The 15,086-nt window shown below is 43.3% G+C and carries 14 protein-coding genes; 9 read left to right on the plus strand and 5 right to left on the minus strand.

Annotated elements, in window-relative coordinates; genetic code table 11:
- Window positions 1-3 precede the first annotated feature (3 nt).
- On the minus strand, window positions 4-666 hold the full coding sequence (locus LEP1GSC047_RS15230; protein ID WP_010409898.1) for a transmembrane-type terpene cyclase: 663 nt from the start codon (window positions 664-666) through the stop codon (window positions 4-6).
- Window positions 667-670: 4 nt separating this feature from the next.
- Window positions 671-1,795 (minus strand): oxygenase MpaB family protein, encoded by a 1,125-nt coding sequence (locus tag LEP1GSC047_RS15235; RefSeq protein WP_010409902.1) that lies wholly within the window; start codon window positions 1,793-1,795, stop codon window positions 671-673.
- Window positions 1,796-1,897: 102 nt separating this feature from the next.
- On the opposite strand from LEP1GSC047_RS15235, the gene LEP1GSC047_RS15240 reads away from it, so the two are divergent.
- Window positions 1,898-3,286 carry an OmpP1/FadL family transporter gene (locus tag LEP1GSC047_RS15240; RefSeq protein WP_010409904.1) on the plus strand — a complete coding sequence of 463 codons (1,389 nt, stop codon included), beginning with the start codon at window positions 1,898-1,900 and terminating at the stop codon, window positions 3,284-3,286.
- Between the two features lie 20 nt (window positions 3,287-3,306).
- On the opposite strand, the gene LEP1GSC047_RS15245 is transcribed toward LEP1GSC047_RS15240, so the two are convergent.
- Window positions 3,307-4,137 carry a hypothetical protein gene (locus tag LEP1GSC047_RS15245; RefSeq protein WP_010409906.1) on the minus strand — a complete coding sequence of 277 codons (831 nt, stop codon included), beginning with the start codon at window positions 4,135-4,137 and terminating at the stop codon, window positions 3,307-3,309.
- Between the two features lie 438 nt (window positions 4,138-4,575).
- On the opposite strand from LEP1GSC047_RS15245, the gene epsC reads away from it, so the two are divergent.
- The 5 genes from epsC (at window position 4,576) to LEP1GSC047_RS15275 (ending at window position 10,821) form a co-directional block, all read left to right on the plus strand.
- A complete protein-coding gene (gene epsC, locus LEP1GSC047_RS15255) occupies window positions 4,576-5,481 on the plus strand; it encodes a serine O-acetyltransferase EpsC (protein WP_010409911.1) in 906 nt (301 codons plus the stop codon).
- 216 nt (window positions 5,482-5,697) lie between these two features.
- Window positions 5,698-5,934 carry a DUF2892 domain-containing protein gene (locus LEP1GSC047_RS15260; RefSeq protein WP_010409913.1) on the plus strand — a complete coding sequence of 79 codons (237 nt, stop codon included), beginning with the start codon at window positions 5,698-5,700 and terminating at the stop codon, window positions 5,932-5,934.
- A 2-nt stretch (window positions 5,935-5,936) separates the two neighbouring features.
- On the plus strand, window positions 5,937-7,358 hold the full coding sequence (locus LEP1GSC047_RS15265; protein WP_010409915.1) for a TolC family protein: 1,422 nt from the start codon (window positions 5,937-5,939) through the stop codon (window positions 7,356-7,358).
- Entirely contained in the window at window positions 7,351-10,518 is a 3,168-nt protein-coding gene (locus LEP1GSC047_RS15270) for an efflux RND transporter permease subunit (RefSeq protein ID WP_010409917.1), read from the plus strand. Before LEP1GSC047_RS15265 ends, LEP1GSC047_RS15270 begins: the two co-directional genes overlap by 8 nt.
- A 111-nt stretch (window positions 10,519-10,629) precedes the next feature.
- The gene (locus LEP1GSC047_RS15275) at window positions 10,630-10,821 is read left to right on the plus strand and encodes a YgaP family membrane protein (RefSeq protein WP_010409918.1); all 192 of its coding nucleotides are present in this window, start codon (window positions 10,630-10,632) and stop codon (window positions 10,819-10,821) included.
- A gap of 148 nt (window positions 10,822-10,969) precedes the next feature.
- On the opposite strand, the gene LEP1GSC047_RS15280 is transcribed toward LEP1GSC047_RS15275, so the two are convergent.
- Window positions 10,970-11,236 carry a metal-sensitive transcriptional regulator gene (locus tag LEP1GSC047_RS15280; protein WP_010409921.1) on the minus strand — a complete coding sequence of 89 codons (267 nt, stop codon included), beginning with the start codon at window positions 11,234-11,236 and terminating at the stop codon, window positions 10,970-10,972.
- Window positions 11,237-11,529: 293 nt separating this feature from the next.
- Here LEP1GSC047_RS15280 and LEP1GSC047_RS15285 point away from each other — a divergent pair, with 293 nt between their 5' ends.
- The 3 genes from LEP1GSC047_RS15285 (at window position 11,530) to LEP1GSC047_RS22400 (ending at window position 12,419) form a co-directional block, all read left to right on the plus strand.
- Window positions 11,530-12,027 carry an Hsp20/alpha crystallin family protein gene (locus LEP1GSC047_RS15285; RefSeq protein WP_010409923.1) on the plus strand — a complete coding sequence of 166 codons (498 nt, stop codon included), beginning with the start codon at window positions 11,530-11,532 and terminating at the stop codon, window positions 12,025-12,027.
- A gap of 62 nt (window positions 12,028-12,089) precedes the next feature.
- Window positions 12,090-12,293, plus strand: coding sequence for a hypothetical protein (locus tag LEP1GSC047_RS22240; RefSeq protein WP_039935196.1), 204 nt, complete (start codon window positions 12,090-12,092; stop codon window positions 12,291-12,293).
- Between the two features lie 42 nt (window positions 12,294-12,335).
- Complete coding sequence (locus tag LEP1GSC047_RS22400) at window positions 12,336-12,419, plus strand: hypothetical protein (RefSeq protein ID WP_308447594.1); 84 nt, start codon at window positions 12,336-12,338, stop codon at window positions 12,417-12,419.
- 176 nt (window positions 12,420-12,595) lie between these two features.
- Here LEP1GSC047_RS22400 and LEP1GSC047_RS15295 read toward each other — a convergent pair whose 3' ends face one another.
- On the minus strand, window positions 12,596-15,082 hold the full coding sequence (locus tag LEP1GSC047_RS15295) for a glycogen/starch/alpha-glucan phosphorylase (RefSeq protein ID WP_010409925.1): 2,487 nt from the start codon (window positions 15,080-15,082) through the stop codon (window positions 12,596-12,598).
- Between the last annotated feature and the right edge of the window lie 4 nt (window positions 15,083-15,086).

Here is a 15,086-nt window from a genome sequence, read left to right on the forward strand (position 1 = left end):
TCATTAACTGAATCGTTTAAAATTTATTAAATAAAAGGAATCGGCAATAAAGCAAAGAACGCCTAAAATCAGCACGAAATATTCCATAGGGAAGTAAAGAAACAAGAAAACCGTAAAAAAAGCGTTCCCGACCAATTTTGCCCAAGAAACCGGATATGAAAAGAGACTCGGGTTTTTCATCCTAATAAACAAAAGAGGATACAACCCCGAAATAAATAAATTCAAAATATACGCCGAATTTGAACCGGTAAACAAATCGTATCCTCCTTTGTGGAATGCGTAAATTAACGTCCCCCAGGAGATTACAAGAAACGCTAAAAGGAATCGATACCCTATGTCGCTTATAGGGAAGGACAATTGTTTTTTACCGTATCGAATGACATGATAGAAAATAACGACGTCGAGTACGAAAGCGAGTCTATATCCCCATAATAAAATGGCTCCCATGGGCTCTTGAATCACAAAACCCCAGAGAAATTCCCAAATGATATTTCCGCAGGCGATGAAAACAGGCATCTCTACGAAATGAGATTTAAACGGTGCAATCACCAGAACAAGATACATATAAGCCCAAAAAACGACTCCGAGAAGGAGCAGAATATTTTCCGTTAGGGTATATCTTCCGAAAAGATCGGGGTCCGAAAAAACTCTGTTCAGAAATTCCATCGGCTTATACTCCCCAATTGTCTCGTAGCGATGGCGGAATCCAAAAGCGTGCACGCTTCCCGTCATAGTAAAAATGATCCATCGAAAACAGAAGTTTGGACGAGAAAAAGGAAACGAGCTTTCCGAATCCCTTATCCTCATCCAAATGAAAATCGACATCCACAAAAATTCTTTCGAGGAAACTGCCGAGCAAATCTTTGGGAGGCCAAGGTAGCCCTAACACTTTGGAAGTATCTTCCCCCATGTACGTTTGTATAAAGTAAAGCGGAAGATTATCGAAAAGATTTCCCGGAAGCATATATTCCATAAAATCAATAAGGGATTGAGTCAAAATCTTACCCGCTTCGGACGATTTCCTTTGGTCTAAAAAAATCGATTCCCCGAACGAATGAGCGTTCGAAAAGTTTTCCGGGCAAAGTTCCGGTTTTACTCCGATCAGATGACCCACTACTCTCCACAAATGAATATACGAATCTTTCTCTTCCTCCGTTAAACGAATACTGGATTGGGCCAGACCTTCTATTACTAGGCTTGAAAACGATTGGAGAGTTCCGGCCATATCCTCCTGATTTACAGGTTTACCTAAATCGGGATTCCAATCCGGACTCTGAGAAAGAAAATACCGAATGGCGGCATGCATCAGACGGACTTTTTGGGAAACTCGTATGCCCCGGCCTTTCGGTCCTAATCCATCGACTTGCAAAACGGAAATAACAAATTGAGTCGTTTCCATTAATCGCCGATTCACGTTGGAAAGGGATCGATTTTGTTCCACCAAACGGCCCGTTCTCAACAGGACCTGAGCACCGTCCCCGCAAGAATAAGCCATTGGAAGAGACTTAACGCAGAGCATCATTAAAATCTGTCCTCCAAAGCGACTAAATATGCCTTGGGCTTGCCGGATTTTACCCCAATCCGTCCAGTCCGGCAGCACTTCGGTGGTTTCGAAATATTCTTCGAAGTACGGCGGAAGTCCGGGAGGAATCGGATCGGAGTTTTTAGCAAGAAAATCGAAAAAAAGCAATGTCTTAGGTTGATCGAACGCTGATTCATGAAAGTATTTTCTAATAATCTCATCCGCAATCGGATCCGTTTCTTGTCGCAGTGCTCTAAGTTCCTTCGTTTCCATCTGCAGTACCTCCAACTCTAGCTTTCTAGGATTGGCAACTGTAATATTCGGATTTTAAAAAGAAAGCACTTGTAAAAAAATCTAGAACGAAATTCTTGTTTCATGCTCGCGCTTCAAACTCGAAGAAAACGCCTCTTTTCCCTAATATTCTTATGTACGATATCGACTACTGGAGATCTTCTTTCGGTCGGGATCTTTCAACCCTCTCATAATGCTCGTTATGGCGGAATGGGTGGAACAAATTTAGCAGTAGGCGGTTCGCCGATGGACATCGGCACGAATCCCGCTAATTTAGGACTGTCTTCGAAAAAAGAACTCGAATTCGGAGTTTCTTTACCTTACATTCGTTCGATATATACCGATAAATTCCAAGATCCCGATCCTAATTTAGCTTATACGAATTCTCAAAATTATAATGTTCTTGCACCGCTTCCGTATCTAGCGATTCGGATTCCTATTTCGGAGAAATTAACGTACGGCACCGGGATCTATGTTCCCGGTGGCGGGAATGGAAACGTCAGCGAATTGAATCGTGCGACACCGAACGGTCAGACTTTCCAAAATTGGTCCGGGCTGAATATTTCGGGTCCGATCGGCAACTCGAGAAGAATTAAGGAATCCTATTCGAGCACATTTTATGTTGTAAAGAATACTCATGCACTTTCGTATAGAATCGGAAATTTATTGATCGGAGCCGGAATAGAAGGCATTTATTCGCATCAAATAGCCTACCAAAAATACTATGACCCGACCGGATCGGTCGAACTACCGGGCCAGGGATTTTACTATAGGAGTAGAAACGCATTCTCTCTAGGCGGAATTTTCGGTTTAACCTATCAGCTTACCGACACTATTAAGGCTGCCTATTCCTACCAAACTTCCGCAAAACTTCCTTTAGACGGAGATATGCAAGTGGGAGCGAACCCGGGAAGAACAGGGGTCTCCGCGGCGTTCTATCTCCCCGAACGCCACGGACTCGGCGTTTCCTACGGTACGGAAAAGTTCCGTATCGGAATGGACTTCCTTTATTATAATTATAGTTCTTATGTAACGACCTATAAGCAGGTCCTCGCCGCGGCTTGGTACCCTACTCCATTCGGAAATACGAATACGATTCCTCAAAATCTGGATTACCATGATTCTTGGGCTGCAGGAATCGGAGGAGAATACGAATCCGATTCCTGGATCTATCGCGCCGGAGCTCGTCATAATACCGGGGTGCTGCGATCCGACGGCACAAATGCTCTTCAAGCCGGAATCATGGTCCAAGATCTCGTTTCGGTCGGCCTCGGCTATAAAAGAGATAAGTGGAAATTCGATTTTACCTTTCTATACTACCTACCTGCGCGAGTTACCGGGCAGCTGACTAGCGACTGGACGCTTGTGCATACTGCGTTCGGCCCGACGGACATCAGATTGCAGGAATTTCAACATTCTTTAAAGTCGGATATCCCTGCCCTAATGTTCGGCGCCAATCGAACCTTTGATTAAAAAGCGGATCGAAAACCGAATCAGGACTTCCTTTTTCTTAGCCTCATGAACGAAATGGAAACCAAACTTATGAAATCGACTGTCGGTAATAATAGAATCATAGGATGTAATAATCCTAGCAATACGAAGGTAAGTAAGAAGAAGCAACTGAATTCACCGCCTCGAATTCCTGCTGTAATCAAGGGATCCAATCGATATCGAACCGCTATAAAATTATAATATGCAAGAAGGATAATCTGACCGGCAAGAATATGGATCGGGCCAAGAAGAATTTTGTCGTCCTTCCAACCGATAAACCCGGTATCCGAAAAATGAAAAAACCGTAGAAATCCTTCGGTAAAAAATAAAATCCAGAGTCCTAACCCGAACATATAAACCGCGAACAAGAATCGATTTTTATGTTCGAACTTTAGTTCCTTCCCGATTGGACTTTCGATTTGGTATTCACCCTCCCGCAACGATTTCCAAGTAATAATCGCGCCTAAAACATCGATCGTTAATTGAACGGCCAGATAAAAGAGAAAAAAGCCTCTAAAAGAACTCGGAGCGGAAGAAGAAGTGCTTAAGAAATAAAATAAAAATGCGACGATCAAATAATAGCCTGCTATCCAAAGCCTAGCGGCGACCGACGCTGCCGCAAACGAAGTTAACATCCGCCCTTTCCAATACCATATCGCGAAAATATAATGGAATAGACCCAATGCGAGAATAAAAAGAATCTCTTGCTTTTCCTCGTATGCCGAAAGATAAGCGAACCCCTGCCAGATCAAAATCCAAGTTCCGACGCAAAGATTCCAGAAACTATTCCATCGTAAAGATCGACTAACTAGAGTATGCGACAAAGTTTTCATCCGCGTTTTTTCCTTTCTCTCCGGCCACCCATCTTTCCCTTATACAAAAAGGATTCAAATATCTTTCAGAATCTCACGCCTAATTCTTGATTTCTTTTCTAAAACGAATTCTACCATCTAACAAAAAATAGGTTTAGTGCCTTTTCCATTCCGATCCAAACCTTTTGATCTAACCCGAGAAAGCCTGAGCAAAGATTCTGATCGATAAACCGAACCGATGATAAAATTTCGAAAAGGCAACCTTGGATTGGATTCCCGAAACTCGATCTCGTCCCTGCCGATCATTAAAATCCGAATCAGGATATCGTATATTCCCAAAAGAATTCATTCGACCATGCTACATTAACCCGGAAACTTATTTGAATTTTGTTTACTATTTTTTCGCTTTAACGGAACATTATCTATAATAATGGAATAAGCATAAGGAGAGGATGGACTATGAGTTCAAACGCATTCAATCGGGCTTCGCTCCAAAACCAATCCGAGAAGCAGCAATATAGAAATTTTCTAGAATCGATTTACCAAAAACAAAATGAGAGCACTCATCAGTACGGCGGTCGACGTGTCGCGAGGGACTTCATTCAGGAACTGTTCAATATCATTTTTGCGGGATACTTCTCCGATCTAACGTTTCGCGATATCGCCCAAGTGGAAGATAGCATAGCGTTATTTATGTCGGAAGCTAAAGATAAGCTTCAACCTTACTTGCTTTCGACTCCGTCCTCCACAACTCTTAACCTTAACGATGTACTCGCGGATTTTCAAAACAATCTCCCCAATTTATACGAGCTCATTTGGCAAGACGCACTGGCCGCTTACGAAGGAGATCCCGCTGCGGAAAGTGTAAAGGAAGTCATACTCGCTTATCCCGGTTTTTATGCCATAGCGGTTCATCGGATTGCGAACGTCCTCCACGGCCTAGGAGTTCCGATCTTTCCAAGAATGTTAAGCGAATACGCGCACGAAAAAACCGGAATCGATATACATCCCGGGGCAAAGATCGGGAGATCTTTTTTTATGGACCACGGAACCGGAATCGTCATTGGAGGAACCTCGATTATCGCCAATAACGTGAAAATCTACCAAGGAGTAACGTTAGGCGCATTGTCCGTGAGTAAAAGTATGGCACAGTTGAAAAGGCACCCGACGATCGAAGAAAACGTAATTATCTATGCCGGAGCCACCATCCTAGGTGGGGATACGGTGATAGGACGAAACAGTATCATTGGCGGGAACGCTTGGTTAACGCAAAGCGTTCCGTCCTATTCCATAGTGAATCAGAAAAATGAAGTACGAGTACGAAATTCCCAGGAGTTGAATAACGTAATCGATTTTTCGATATAAGAGCCTCTATCTTCATTATCCTCTTCCTATTTGAATTTTCTGCCCATTCCGCAGGGAGGACATTCTTTCCTCCCCCATCGCTCCTCTAGAAAGAATTATTTTTAACACGCCCGTTTCGGATAAACCTTTCGTTTTTTGATTTCGGGACCCGGAAAAAGTTGACAATTTATATACCCCTATGGGTATATGTTATTTAACATACCTATGGGGGTATATATGCAAACTGGGGCGAACTGGTGCATCGAGCGATTTCTTTTCCTGATCGGAGGAATCTTCTCATTAATCGGCGTATCGATCGGCTTTTTTATTACGCAATGGGGATATCTATTGAATCTGTTGGTGGCTTTAAACATGATCCTGTATGCCGGCACGGGCTTTTGCCCGATGGCGTTTCTGCTTAAAAAAATAGGGGCCCCTTCGGAATGCAAAATCGTCTCCGGAAGGGAGGAGTGAGAATGAAGTCCCTCGCTAGAGCCTTCATACTCCTGGGGGTATATCTAACCGGTCTTTCCGCGACGAGGGCCGATAAGAGCGTCGGATTTCCCGAAATCTGGGAAAAAGTAAAAATGAATTCACCCTCGATAAAAGCGAAAGCACTCGAGTTGCGAGCTGCGGAAATCGCAAAGGAAAATTCGGATATGCACTGGCTGCCCAGAATCTACACCGATTTAAGAAATTATAATACCAACGATCCAGGATTGAATTTCCAAGGCAAACTTGGGCAAAGAGCAACCAGGGAATCCGACTTCTCCACTCTTAGCGTACGACAAAGACCTTCCAACTATTTGGATTCCAATAATCTTCCGTATCAAAATCTGAATGTAAATTCCTTGAATATCGCAGCCAAGGATACTTTAAATCATCCGGGTAGCAATACTTATTCCAGAGGAACCCTCGGGATCGACGTGACGCTCTACGAAGGCGGATCCAAGAGTAATCTCTCGAAAATGAAGCAAAAAATCGTGGAAGGGAACAGATACGAAGCGTCCTATATTCGAAAAAAAGAATACTATGAGGCAGCGGTGGCCTATCAGTCGGTTCGAAACGTGCTCGAAGCCAAGGAGGGAATCGAACGTTTAATTAAGAGGATCGATCAATTTTCAAAATTTTATAAGATCGGAGCCTCGGGAAATCCGACAGAATACTCCGGCGCCTTAGCGATCAAATCGCTTAGATTGAAATTAGAAGCGCTAAGAGGCGATTACCTATCCAGAGGACAAGCTGCAATAGAGATGCTAAAGCTGCTTAGCGGTTTTCTTCCGGATGAATTTACTCCGTCGGCGGATAATAATATAAACTTTTCCGATAAATACCTGGCGTATCCAAAATCGGATTCCAATGCTAACACTTCTCTCTCGAACGCATACTCGTCGTATGCCGAAAGTGCGCTCATTGCGGTCGATACGGAGAGGGCTAGGTTTCTACCGAAGGTAGGCGCTTATGCGGAGGCCTACGCGTATGAAGGGAGCCGGAGTACCGCGACATCGTACAACACCGGCATTTACTTACAAATGAATTTATTGAATCCTTCCGACATCGGCGCCGTAAAGGAAGCCAAAACGAAGTCCGATGCCGCTCGTAAGAAAGCGGACGAAATTAGACTAAAGGAAGAAAGCAATTTTCGAGTGCTCTTATTCCAAGAAGAAACCCTGAAAAAGAACGTTTTACTGGCATCGGATTCGCTTAAGACACAGGAAGAACAGCTCGATTTAAGTCTACGCCTATTCCGAACGGGAACGATACATTCTTTGCAATTAGCGGACGTGTTCGGAAAAACGGCGGAGTCGTTAATTTCGAACGTAAATCTCAACTCCGAATATTTAAAGATCAGGGCCGAGTTAAACATGTACAATAATTTAGAGAATTATAATGAATAATACGAGAGAACACGCCTTAGGTTTTGCGGGAAAAATTGCGGACCTTTTCGTCAATTCCCGCCTTACTCCGGTCATTTCGATAGCGAGCATTCTATTAGGCATATTCGCAGTGACGCTGACTCCGAAAGAGGAAGAGCCTCAAATCTCCGTTCCAATGGTGGACATTCATATCTCAAGCCCCGGTTTTGTCGCAAAAGAGACCGAAAGGAAAGTCGTCGAACCGATAGAAAGAGCCGTTTGGGGTTTGGAAGGCGTCGAGTACGTTTATTCGGCCAGCGGAGATCACGGGGCAATCATTACCGTTAGATTTAAAGTAGGCGAACCGTTGGAACCTTCGCTTGTAAAAATACATCATAGTTTGATGGAAATTAAATCCACCCTACCTCCGAACGTTCCGGCACCTACCGTTCGCTCTTACACGATAGACGATGTTCCGTTTTTAGCGCTGACTTTTAGTTCGGAAACAAGAGATGATTTTTCCTTACGATCAATCGTGGCTCCTCTTGCTAGAGAGTTATCCAGCACTCCCGATATCGCTCGAATGGAATTATTAGGCGGCCGAAAAGAAGCGGTCCGAGTCATCGCAGATCCGAATAAAATGCAGGTTTATGGATTAAGTATTTCTGATATTGCAAATGGAATCCGCGCAAACCAAGGATTTATGCCTTCGGGCAAAAATTGGGGAAAAGATTTCCTTTATGATATTGAAATAGGAACGCCGATATCGAATGCAAAACAAGTCATGCTCACACCCTTGGTTCGACGAGGAGGCAATGTCGTCCGCGTGTCCGACGTGGCGGAAGTGCGGGACGGAGCGGAAGAAAAGATAAGGCAATCCTCGATTCTAGATAAATCTCTAGGACCTGTGCATCGTAATGCGGTGACTATCTTATTTTCAAAACGGAAAGGAACCGACATATCGAAACTTTCCCAAGAAATACTTCAACGCTCCGAATTTTTTACTAAGGATCTTCCTAGCGATATCGCAATGACGGTACTAAGGGATTATGGCGCGACTGCAGGAGATAAATCGACCGAATTGATCGAACATTTGCTGATCGCGACTTTTTCGGTTTCCGTACTGATCGCGATCTGGATGGGAATTCGCGCATCGTTTGTAGTTTCCATTTCGATTCCGGTCACATTATCCTTGACTCTCGCTCTTTACTATTTCTTAGGATATACGCTTAACAGAGTAACTCTGTTTGCGCTCATTTTCTCGATAGGAATTTTAGTCGACGACGCGATCGTAGTGGTGGAGAACATCGAGCGACATCTAAAGTTAAAGCCGGATCAAGGAATCGTAAAAACCATTCTGCAGGCGGTGTCGGAAGTAGGAAATCCTACAATATTGGCCACGTTTACGGTGATAGCCGCAATTCTACCGATGGCATTCGTGAGAGGATTGATGGGCCCTTACATGAAGCCGATTCCGGTCGGCGCAAGTTTAGCGATGCTTCTCTCCTTGCTAGTAGCTTTTATCGTAACTCCCTGGGCTTCCGCTCGATTCTTAAAGTCGCATTCAAAAACCGAAAAGAAACCCGTCAAGGATTCCAAACTGAATTTATTGTATGAAAGCTTTACGGCCTGGTTGCTGAATTCCAGGAAAAACGCGATTCTTTTCGGGCTTTCAATCATAATCCTTTTGCTGGCATCCTTTAGCTTGGTTGCTTTTAAATTCGCTAAGGTAAAAATGCTCCCCTTCGACGACAAAGAGGAATTCCAAGTATTGATCGATTACGATCCGAAAACACCTCTCGAAAAAACGACCGAATACACTCGAATCTTGGCGAATTCTCTTATCGAAAATTCGAATATTCAAAAAATTCAAATCTTCGTCGGAGATCCGGCACCTTTTTCGTTTTCAGGGATGGTCAAGCACAGCTTTTTGCGGAACAAGGAGTGGCAGGCCGACTTACATATCGTTCTCAAAAATAAGAATGAAAGGAATAAAAAAAGCCACGATATAATCGAATCCTTACGTCCTAGTATTACCGATTTCGGTAAACAAAGCAAAGCTATCACTAAGGTCTTGGAAATACCGCCGGGACCTCCGGTGCTAGCCACATTCGTGGCGGAAGTGTACGCTCCGACGGAACGCGAGCGGGAAGAGGTCGCGTTTGAAATTCAAAAATCCCTATCGATGCAAAAGGGAGTCGTAGACATCGATTCAAGTTTACGAGCTCAAAGACCTAGCATCGTATTCCCATTCGATTACGTTGCGGCCGGGAATTTAGGAGTTCAAGCCGTAACGATGGCTCAGGTCTCAAATTACGTTTTTCAGGAAACTTCCTTGTCCACCCTATCCGAAACGAGACGTCCGGAGGATATCGCCATCTCGCTTTCTTTGAAGGACTCGGCGAGAATTTCCAAAAATCCATTCGAAAAATTGAATGTAACTACGTTAGAGAACGGCTCTATTCGTGCGGATCAAGTATTGGATCAACCGAAAATACGCGAAAACAGGATTAGAAATCGAAAAAACTTACGTTCCTTAGAGTATGTTACCGCTGAATTTTCCGGAGCCGAAGAATCGCCTGTTTACGGAATTTTAAACCTCTCCGATAAGGTTACGCATCCGACTTTTACTTCGGAGATCCCCTCGCCTTTAAACCAAGCCATCGTGAAATGGGACGGAGAATGGTTTATAACTTACGAAGTGTTTCGAGATCTGGGTATTTCGTTCGCGATAGTCATGCTGATCATTTACGTATTAGTGTTGGGTTGGTTTCAAGATTATCTGGTTCCTTTAATCATAATGGCACCCATACCGATCTCGTTGATCGGTATTCTACCCGGACATTGGCTTCTCGGCGCCTACTTCACCGCCACTTCAATGATCGGATTCATTGCAGGAGCGGGAATTATCGTTCGTAACTCGATTATCCTGGTCGATTTTATCAATTCCGAGATATCCAGCGGTGCTCAGCTTCGACAAGCGGTTATCAACGCGGGATTGGTAAGATTTAGACCGATGTTATTAACCGCATCCGCCGTCGTAGTAGGAAGTTCCGTAATGTTATTCGACCCGATCTTTCAAGGGTTGGCGATTTCCTTAATTTTCGGAGAAATTGCCGCAACGCTACTAAGCCGCTTTGCAATTCCCGCCATTTATTATTGGTTCTTAATGAATCGAGGGCCCATATCGAAGAAGCATTAACGTGATCGAATGTGGAAATAAATAGGATAATTATCAACCGTCCTATTTAAGATTAAAAGTGGAAAATAGGTTCTATATCGGTACAGCTTACCATCACAAACGGAGGTTCATATGAAAATCAACGAAGGTACTCTAGATAGAATTTTAAGATTAGTGGCCGGAGTCGCCATTATTACTTGGGGCTTCTTGGCCCAGAATTGGTTAGGCGCAATCGGAATCATTCCGCTTGTTACCGGGTTGATCGGATGGTGCCCGCTTTACTCGGTGCTCCATTTAAATACTTGTCCGGCTAAAAAATCCTGAAATCCGATCTTTCACTTGCTGGCCTTATCTTCCGAGAGTTAAGGTTAGCAGGGATACGTCTTTTGATAACTCACTCTGGAGATACGGCCCCGAGTCTTACTCTAGGAATTTCGACGGATGGGGGGGCTGTCTTCGTATAATATTACGATTATAGAGAGAATGCGGTCTTGATCGCCTTTCTGACATTTTCTTTAATATTCGCGGCCCCTTTCCTCTCCACAAAGCACTTCTCCATATAAGCGTGCATATAAGCTTCGCCGAACTTCTTTAAAGCCTGACTGGCCGCTTTCAATTGCATAAGAGTCTTCTCGCAGTCGGTATCTTCTTCAAAAAGGCCCTTTTCAACCGCCTCGAGTTGACCTTTGATCCTATGAATTCTATGAATTAACTGCGTGTGGACATCGATTTTCTTCATTTTTGTATACCCTCAAGGGTATACTCACAGAGAACGGAGATTCGTCAAAGTAAAAACTTTATTAATTCCGAATACATTTTATCGGAACGAACCGCCTCTACATATCGGCAGCTAGATCAGCTCTTTAGAATTTTAAATAGCTAACCGCTATCCTTAACGAATAGTTTTGATAAAAATCATAAAGAAATCGAGATATTTATCATTTTATAAGATAGGAACTTAATGGTATATTCGTACGTTAGAAATTCACTTCTGTAATCATAAAACAGAGGGAATTATCGAGGGATAAAAATATGGCAAATGCTGAAGTCAATCAAGTTAAACCGAAGGAAGGAAATGCTGATCACTTTAGATTTCTAGAACCATTCCAGCAATTCAGTCGGGATTTCGATCGGTCTTTAGAGGACCTCTTTATGGATTTCGGAAACTTTAAACTTTGGGCTAGGCCTACGTTTATGAAGAGCGGCCTTCCGAAAGTAAATCTGAAAGAGAATAAGGATTCTTATGTCTTGGAAGCGGAACTTCCCGGATATAGTTCGAAAGAAGTTGAAATCGGAATCAAAGGGCATATCCTAACCTTAAAAGGTGAAAAGAAAGAATCGCACGATGAAAAAAAGGAAGAATATCACCTTCATGAAAGTGTGCATGGAAGTTTTTATCGTTCTTTTAAGCTGCCCGAATCCGTTCTTGCCGATAAAATAAACGCGGCCATGAAAGACGGAATCCTTACCTTGACTCTTCCCAAGTCGGAAGAAGAGAAAGTTCAAACAAAAAAGATAGAAATAAAATAAAATTGTCTCCGTCGGTCATTGGCCGACGGACTTTAAAATCCATAATATATTAAATAATATGCATGTCAACCGCCGACATCGGCAAGCTATCAGGCCTAAACCCCGAAGAAGCAACCGCTCTTTGCGTCGCGGTCATAGCGTTAATCTTCATAGCGATCTTTCAAAAGAATAAAACCGAAACCGCCTTAGAAACATTGTGGGACCTTTCCATTCCCACCGCCGTAGTGATAAGGGATTCGATAAGGTCGTCGATTTCCGCAAGGTAAATTGTCCCGGGAGATTCGGTATTCATCAGAGAAGGGGAACGGATACCGACGAACGGTTTTTTAGTTCAAGATATAAATTTGCAGATAGACGAATCCTTAATTTCGGGTAGCCGTTCCGGTTGTTAAACGAAGCTTGCTCGGGAAGGAAGCGGATGATTCGGCTTCTCGGAAGTGAAATTTCGAGACGAAACGTTAGTCACAATGGTCGACATCTTAGGCGTCTTATGGTAGGAAATCAAAAAAGGCAAAACCACCTCTTCGAATATCGCAAAGTCGATTATTCTGCCTTCGAAAAACGCATCCTAGCAAACGACCGGGCTCACTTTCCAGATCTGATCGGCGTATTTCCGAACCGTATTGTCGGACGAAAATCTTATGCTCTTACACGTATTTATAATTGATTTTTTAGTCCAGCTTTCCGTATCCTTAAAATCCTTCGAAATTAAATCCTGTTGTTCCAGATAGGAATGCAGATCCGCTAGAACGAAATATCGATCCCCTTCGTCCGTAATCGAAGAAACCAAATCCTCGAATAAGTCCGCCGAATTTCCCGCTAAAAAGTCGTCCCGTAACGAATTCACTAGTTCATGAATTAAACCATCGTGTTCGTATAATAGAATGGAGGAGTAACCTTCCATTTCCATTTTCGTCAATTCGGAAATTGTTTTTCCGAAAACGTAAAAGTTTTCAGATTTAACATCTTCTAATATTTCAATGTTCGCCCCGTCCAAAGTGCCGATCGTGATCGCACCACTCAACGCGAATTTCATGTTTCCGGTCCCGGAAGCTTCCGTGCCTGCCGTGGAAATCTGTTCGGAAACGTCGCAGGCCGGAAAAATTCTGTCCGCTAAGCTTACCCGATAATCCGGTAAAAAAACCACTTTCAATTTATCCCGTACTTTGGAGTTTCCGTTCACCGCCCCCGCGACGGAATGAATTAATTTGATGATTTTCTTCGCTCTATAATATCCGGGAGCGGCTTTGCCGGAAAAAATAATCGTCCTAGGCGTGTAATCCCAGTTAGGTTCTTCCAGAATTCGTCTATAATCTCTTATGATCCGCAAAACATTCAGTAGTTGTCTCTTATATTCATGAATCCGTTTGACCTGAGCGTCGAAAATCGAATCCGGATCGACTTTCAAATCGCAAGAGCGGGAAATAATCGAAGCGAGCTGGATTCTATTCTCTCTTCTACAAAGTCTCCACTTCTCTCTAAAACCTGCATCCGAAATAAAAGGTTCCAATTTATGTAATATGTTTAAGTTTGCCTGCCATTCATTTCCGATAGAGTCACTGATCAGCTTCGTTAAACCCGGATTAGAAACGAGAAGCCATCGACGATACGTAATCCCGTTCGTTACGTTTCGGAATTTACCCGGATAGATACGATCGAAATCAGGAAATAATTTTTCCTTAATAATGGAGGTGTGTAACTCGGATACCCCATTAACCGACTTAGATCCGATAATCGCCAGATGAGACATCCGAATACTTTTAGGGAGAGTCTCGCTAACCAGAGAAAGGCTCGTAATGACCTCCCGTTTTTCCCCTCTTTTCTTCAAATGCTCTATAAAATAATAATTTATGGAATAGATGATCTCAAGATGCCTCGGCAATAGCCACCCCAAAAGATCCACATTCCAGGTCTCCAGAGCCTCGGGCATAACCGTATGATTCGTATATCCGAAACACTCTTTGGTAATCGACCAAGCTTTTTCCCATTCGAGTCCATGCTTGTCTACTAAAAGTCTCATAAGCTCGGGGACTCCTAAGGAAGGATGAGTATCATTCATTTGGAAAAAAGCCCTGTCCGGTAAATGCTCCCAAACCGGATCGCCTCCCTCCTCTTCGATAAAAGTGCGTAGTGCGTCCTGAATAGTCGCACTGGTAAGTAAATATTCCTGCTTTAATCTAAGTTCTTTTCCTTGAATGATATTATCGTTCGGATATAGAATCTTAGAAATGTTCTCCCCCTTTTCCTTGTCCTCAACCGCTTTCAGATAATCTCCATGGTTAAAGTAATCTAGATTAAACTCGGCGCTCGATTTGGATTTCCATAACCTAAGATTAGCGACGGACTTAGTATTATAGCCGGGGATCAGTATATCGTAAGCTTGCGCGATAATCGTTTCTCCGGGAATCCAGAGCGATTTTGTCCTGCCGTCAGGAAGGCTTTTCGGAACGACGGAACCGTAAAAGTGCACCGGGTAAGATAAATCAAAGCGGGAGATTTCCCAGGGATTTTCCTGACTTAACCAATTATCCGGGGCCTCTTTTTGATACCCGTCTTCTATCTTCTGATGGAATATTCCGTACTCGTAACGAATTCCGTTTCCTTGACAAGGAATATTAAGCGTAGCCATGCTCTCCAAAAAACAGGCCGCTAAACGACCTAAACCTCCGTTTCCTAAGGCCGCATCATGCTCCTCTGCCGCGATCTTTCCCATATTGTACCCGAAATCCCGTAAAACCCTCGCAGTTAGATCCTTCAAACCGAGGTTAATAAGATTACTTTCAAGAAGAGTCCCGATAAGGAATTCCATAGATATATAATATATTCTTTTACCTCTGGTGCTGCGAACGGAGTCCTGGAATTCGTTCCACCGACTGATCAGGATATCGCGTATGCTCAAAGCCAACGCCTGATATAAATCCTGATTTCTGATAGTTCGCTTATATTTACCCAAATCATACTCGAGCCTTCGGGCAATGGATCTCCTTAATAATTTCTCATTTATTTTCGAATTGGATTCGAATAATTTCCAAAGTTTATTGTGACGGCCGCGCATATTA

The sequence above is a fragment of the Leptospira inadai serovar Lyme str. 10 genome, from assembly GCF_000243675.2.
Taxonomy (GTDB): domain Bacteria; phylum Spirochaetota; class Leptospiria; order Leptospirales; family Leptospiraceae; genus Leptospira_B; species Leptospira_B inadai.

Coding starts and splice junctions, on each gene's coding strand:
- LEP1GSC047_RS15230 (WP_010409898.1), bottom strand. CDS start 666: ATGGAATTTCTGAACAGAGTTTTTTCGGACCCCGATCTTTTCGGAAGA.
- LEP1GSC047_RS15235 (WP_010409902.1), bottom strand. CDS start 1,795: ATGGAAACGAAGGAACTTAGAGCACTGCGACAAGAAACGGATCCGATT.
- LEP1GSC047_RS15240 (WP_010409904.1), top strand. CDS start 1,898: ATGCTCGCGCTTCAAACTCGAAGAAAACGCCTCTTTTCCCTAATATTC.
- LEP1GSC047_RS15245 (WP_010409906.1), bottom strand. CDS start 4,137: ATGAAAACTTTGTCGCATACTCTAGTTAGTCGATCTTTACGATGGAAT.
- epsC (WP_010409911.1), top strand. CDS start 4,576: ATGAGTTCAAACGCATTCAATCGGGCTTCGCTCCAAAACCAATCCGAG.
- LEP1GSC047_RS15260 (WP_010409913.1), top strand. CDS start 5,698: ATGCAAACTGGGGCGAACTGGTGCATCGAGCGATTTCTTTTCCTGATC.
- LEP1GSC047_RS15265 (WP_010409915.1), top strand. CDS start 5,937: ATGAAGTCCCTCGCTAGAGCCTTCATACTCCTGGGGGTATATCTAACC.
- LEP1GSC047_RS15270 (WP_010409917.1), top strand. CDS start 7,351: ATGAATAATACGAGAGAACACGCCTTAGGTTTTGCGGGAAAAATTGCG.
- LEP1GSC047_RS15275 (WP_010409918.1), top strand. CDS start 10,630: ATGAAAATCAACGAAGGTACTCTAGATAGAATTTTAAGATTAGTGGCC.
- LEP1GSC047_RS15280 (WP_010409921.1), bottom strand. CDS start 11,236: ATGAAGAAAATCGATGTCCACACGCAGTTAATTCATAGAATTCATAGG.
- LEP1GSC047_RS15285 (WP_010409923.1), top strand. CDS start 11,530: ATGGCAAATGCTGAAGTCAATCAAGTTAAACCGAAGGAAGGAAATGCT.
- LEP1GSC047_RS22240 (WP_039935196.1), top strand. CDS start 12,090: ATGTCAACCGCCGACATCGGCAAGCTATCAGGCCTAAACCCCGAAGAA.
- LEP1GSC047_RS15295 (WP_010409925.1), bottom strand. CDS start 15,082: ATGCGCGGCCGTCACAATAAACTTTGGAAATTATTCGAATCCAATTCG.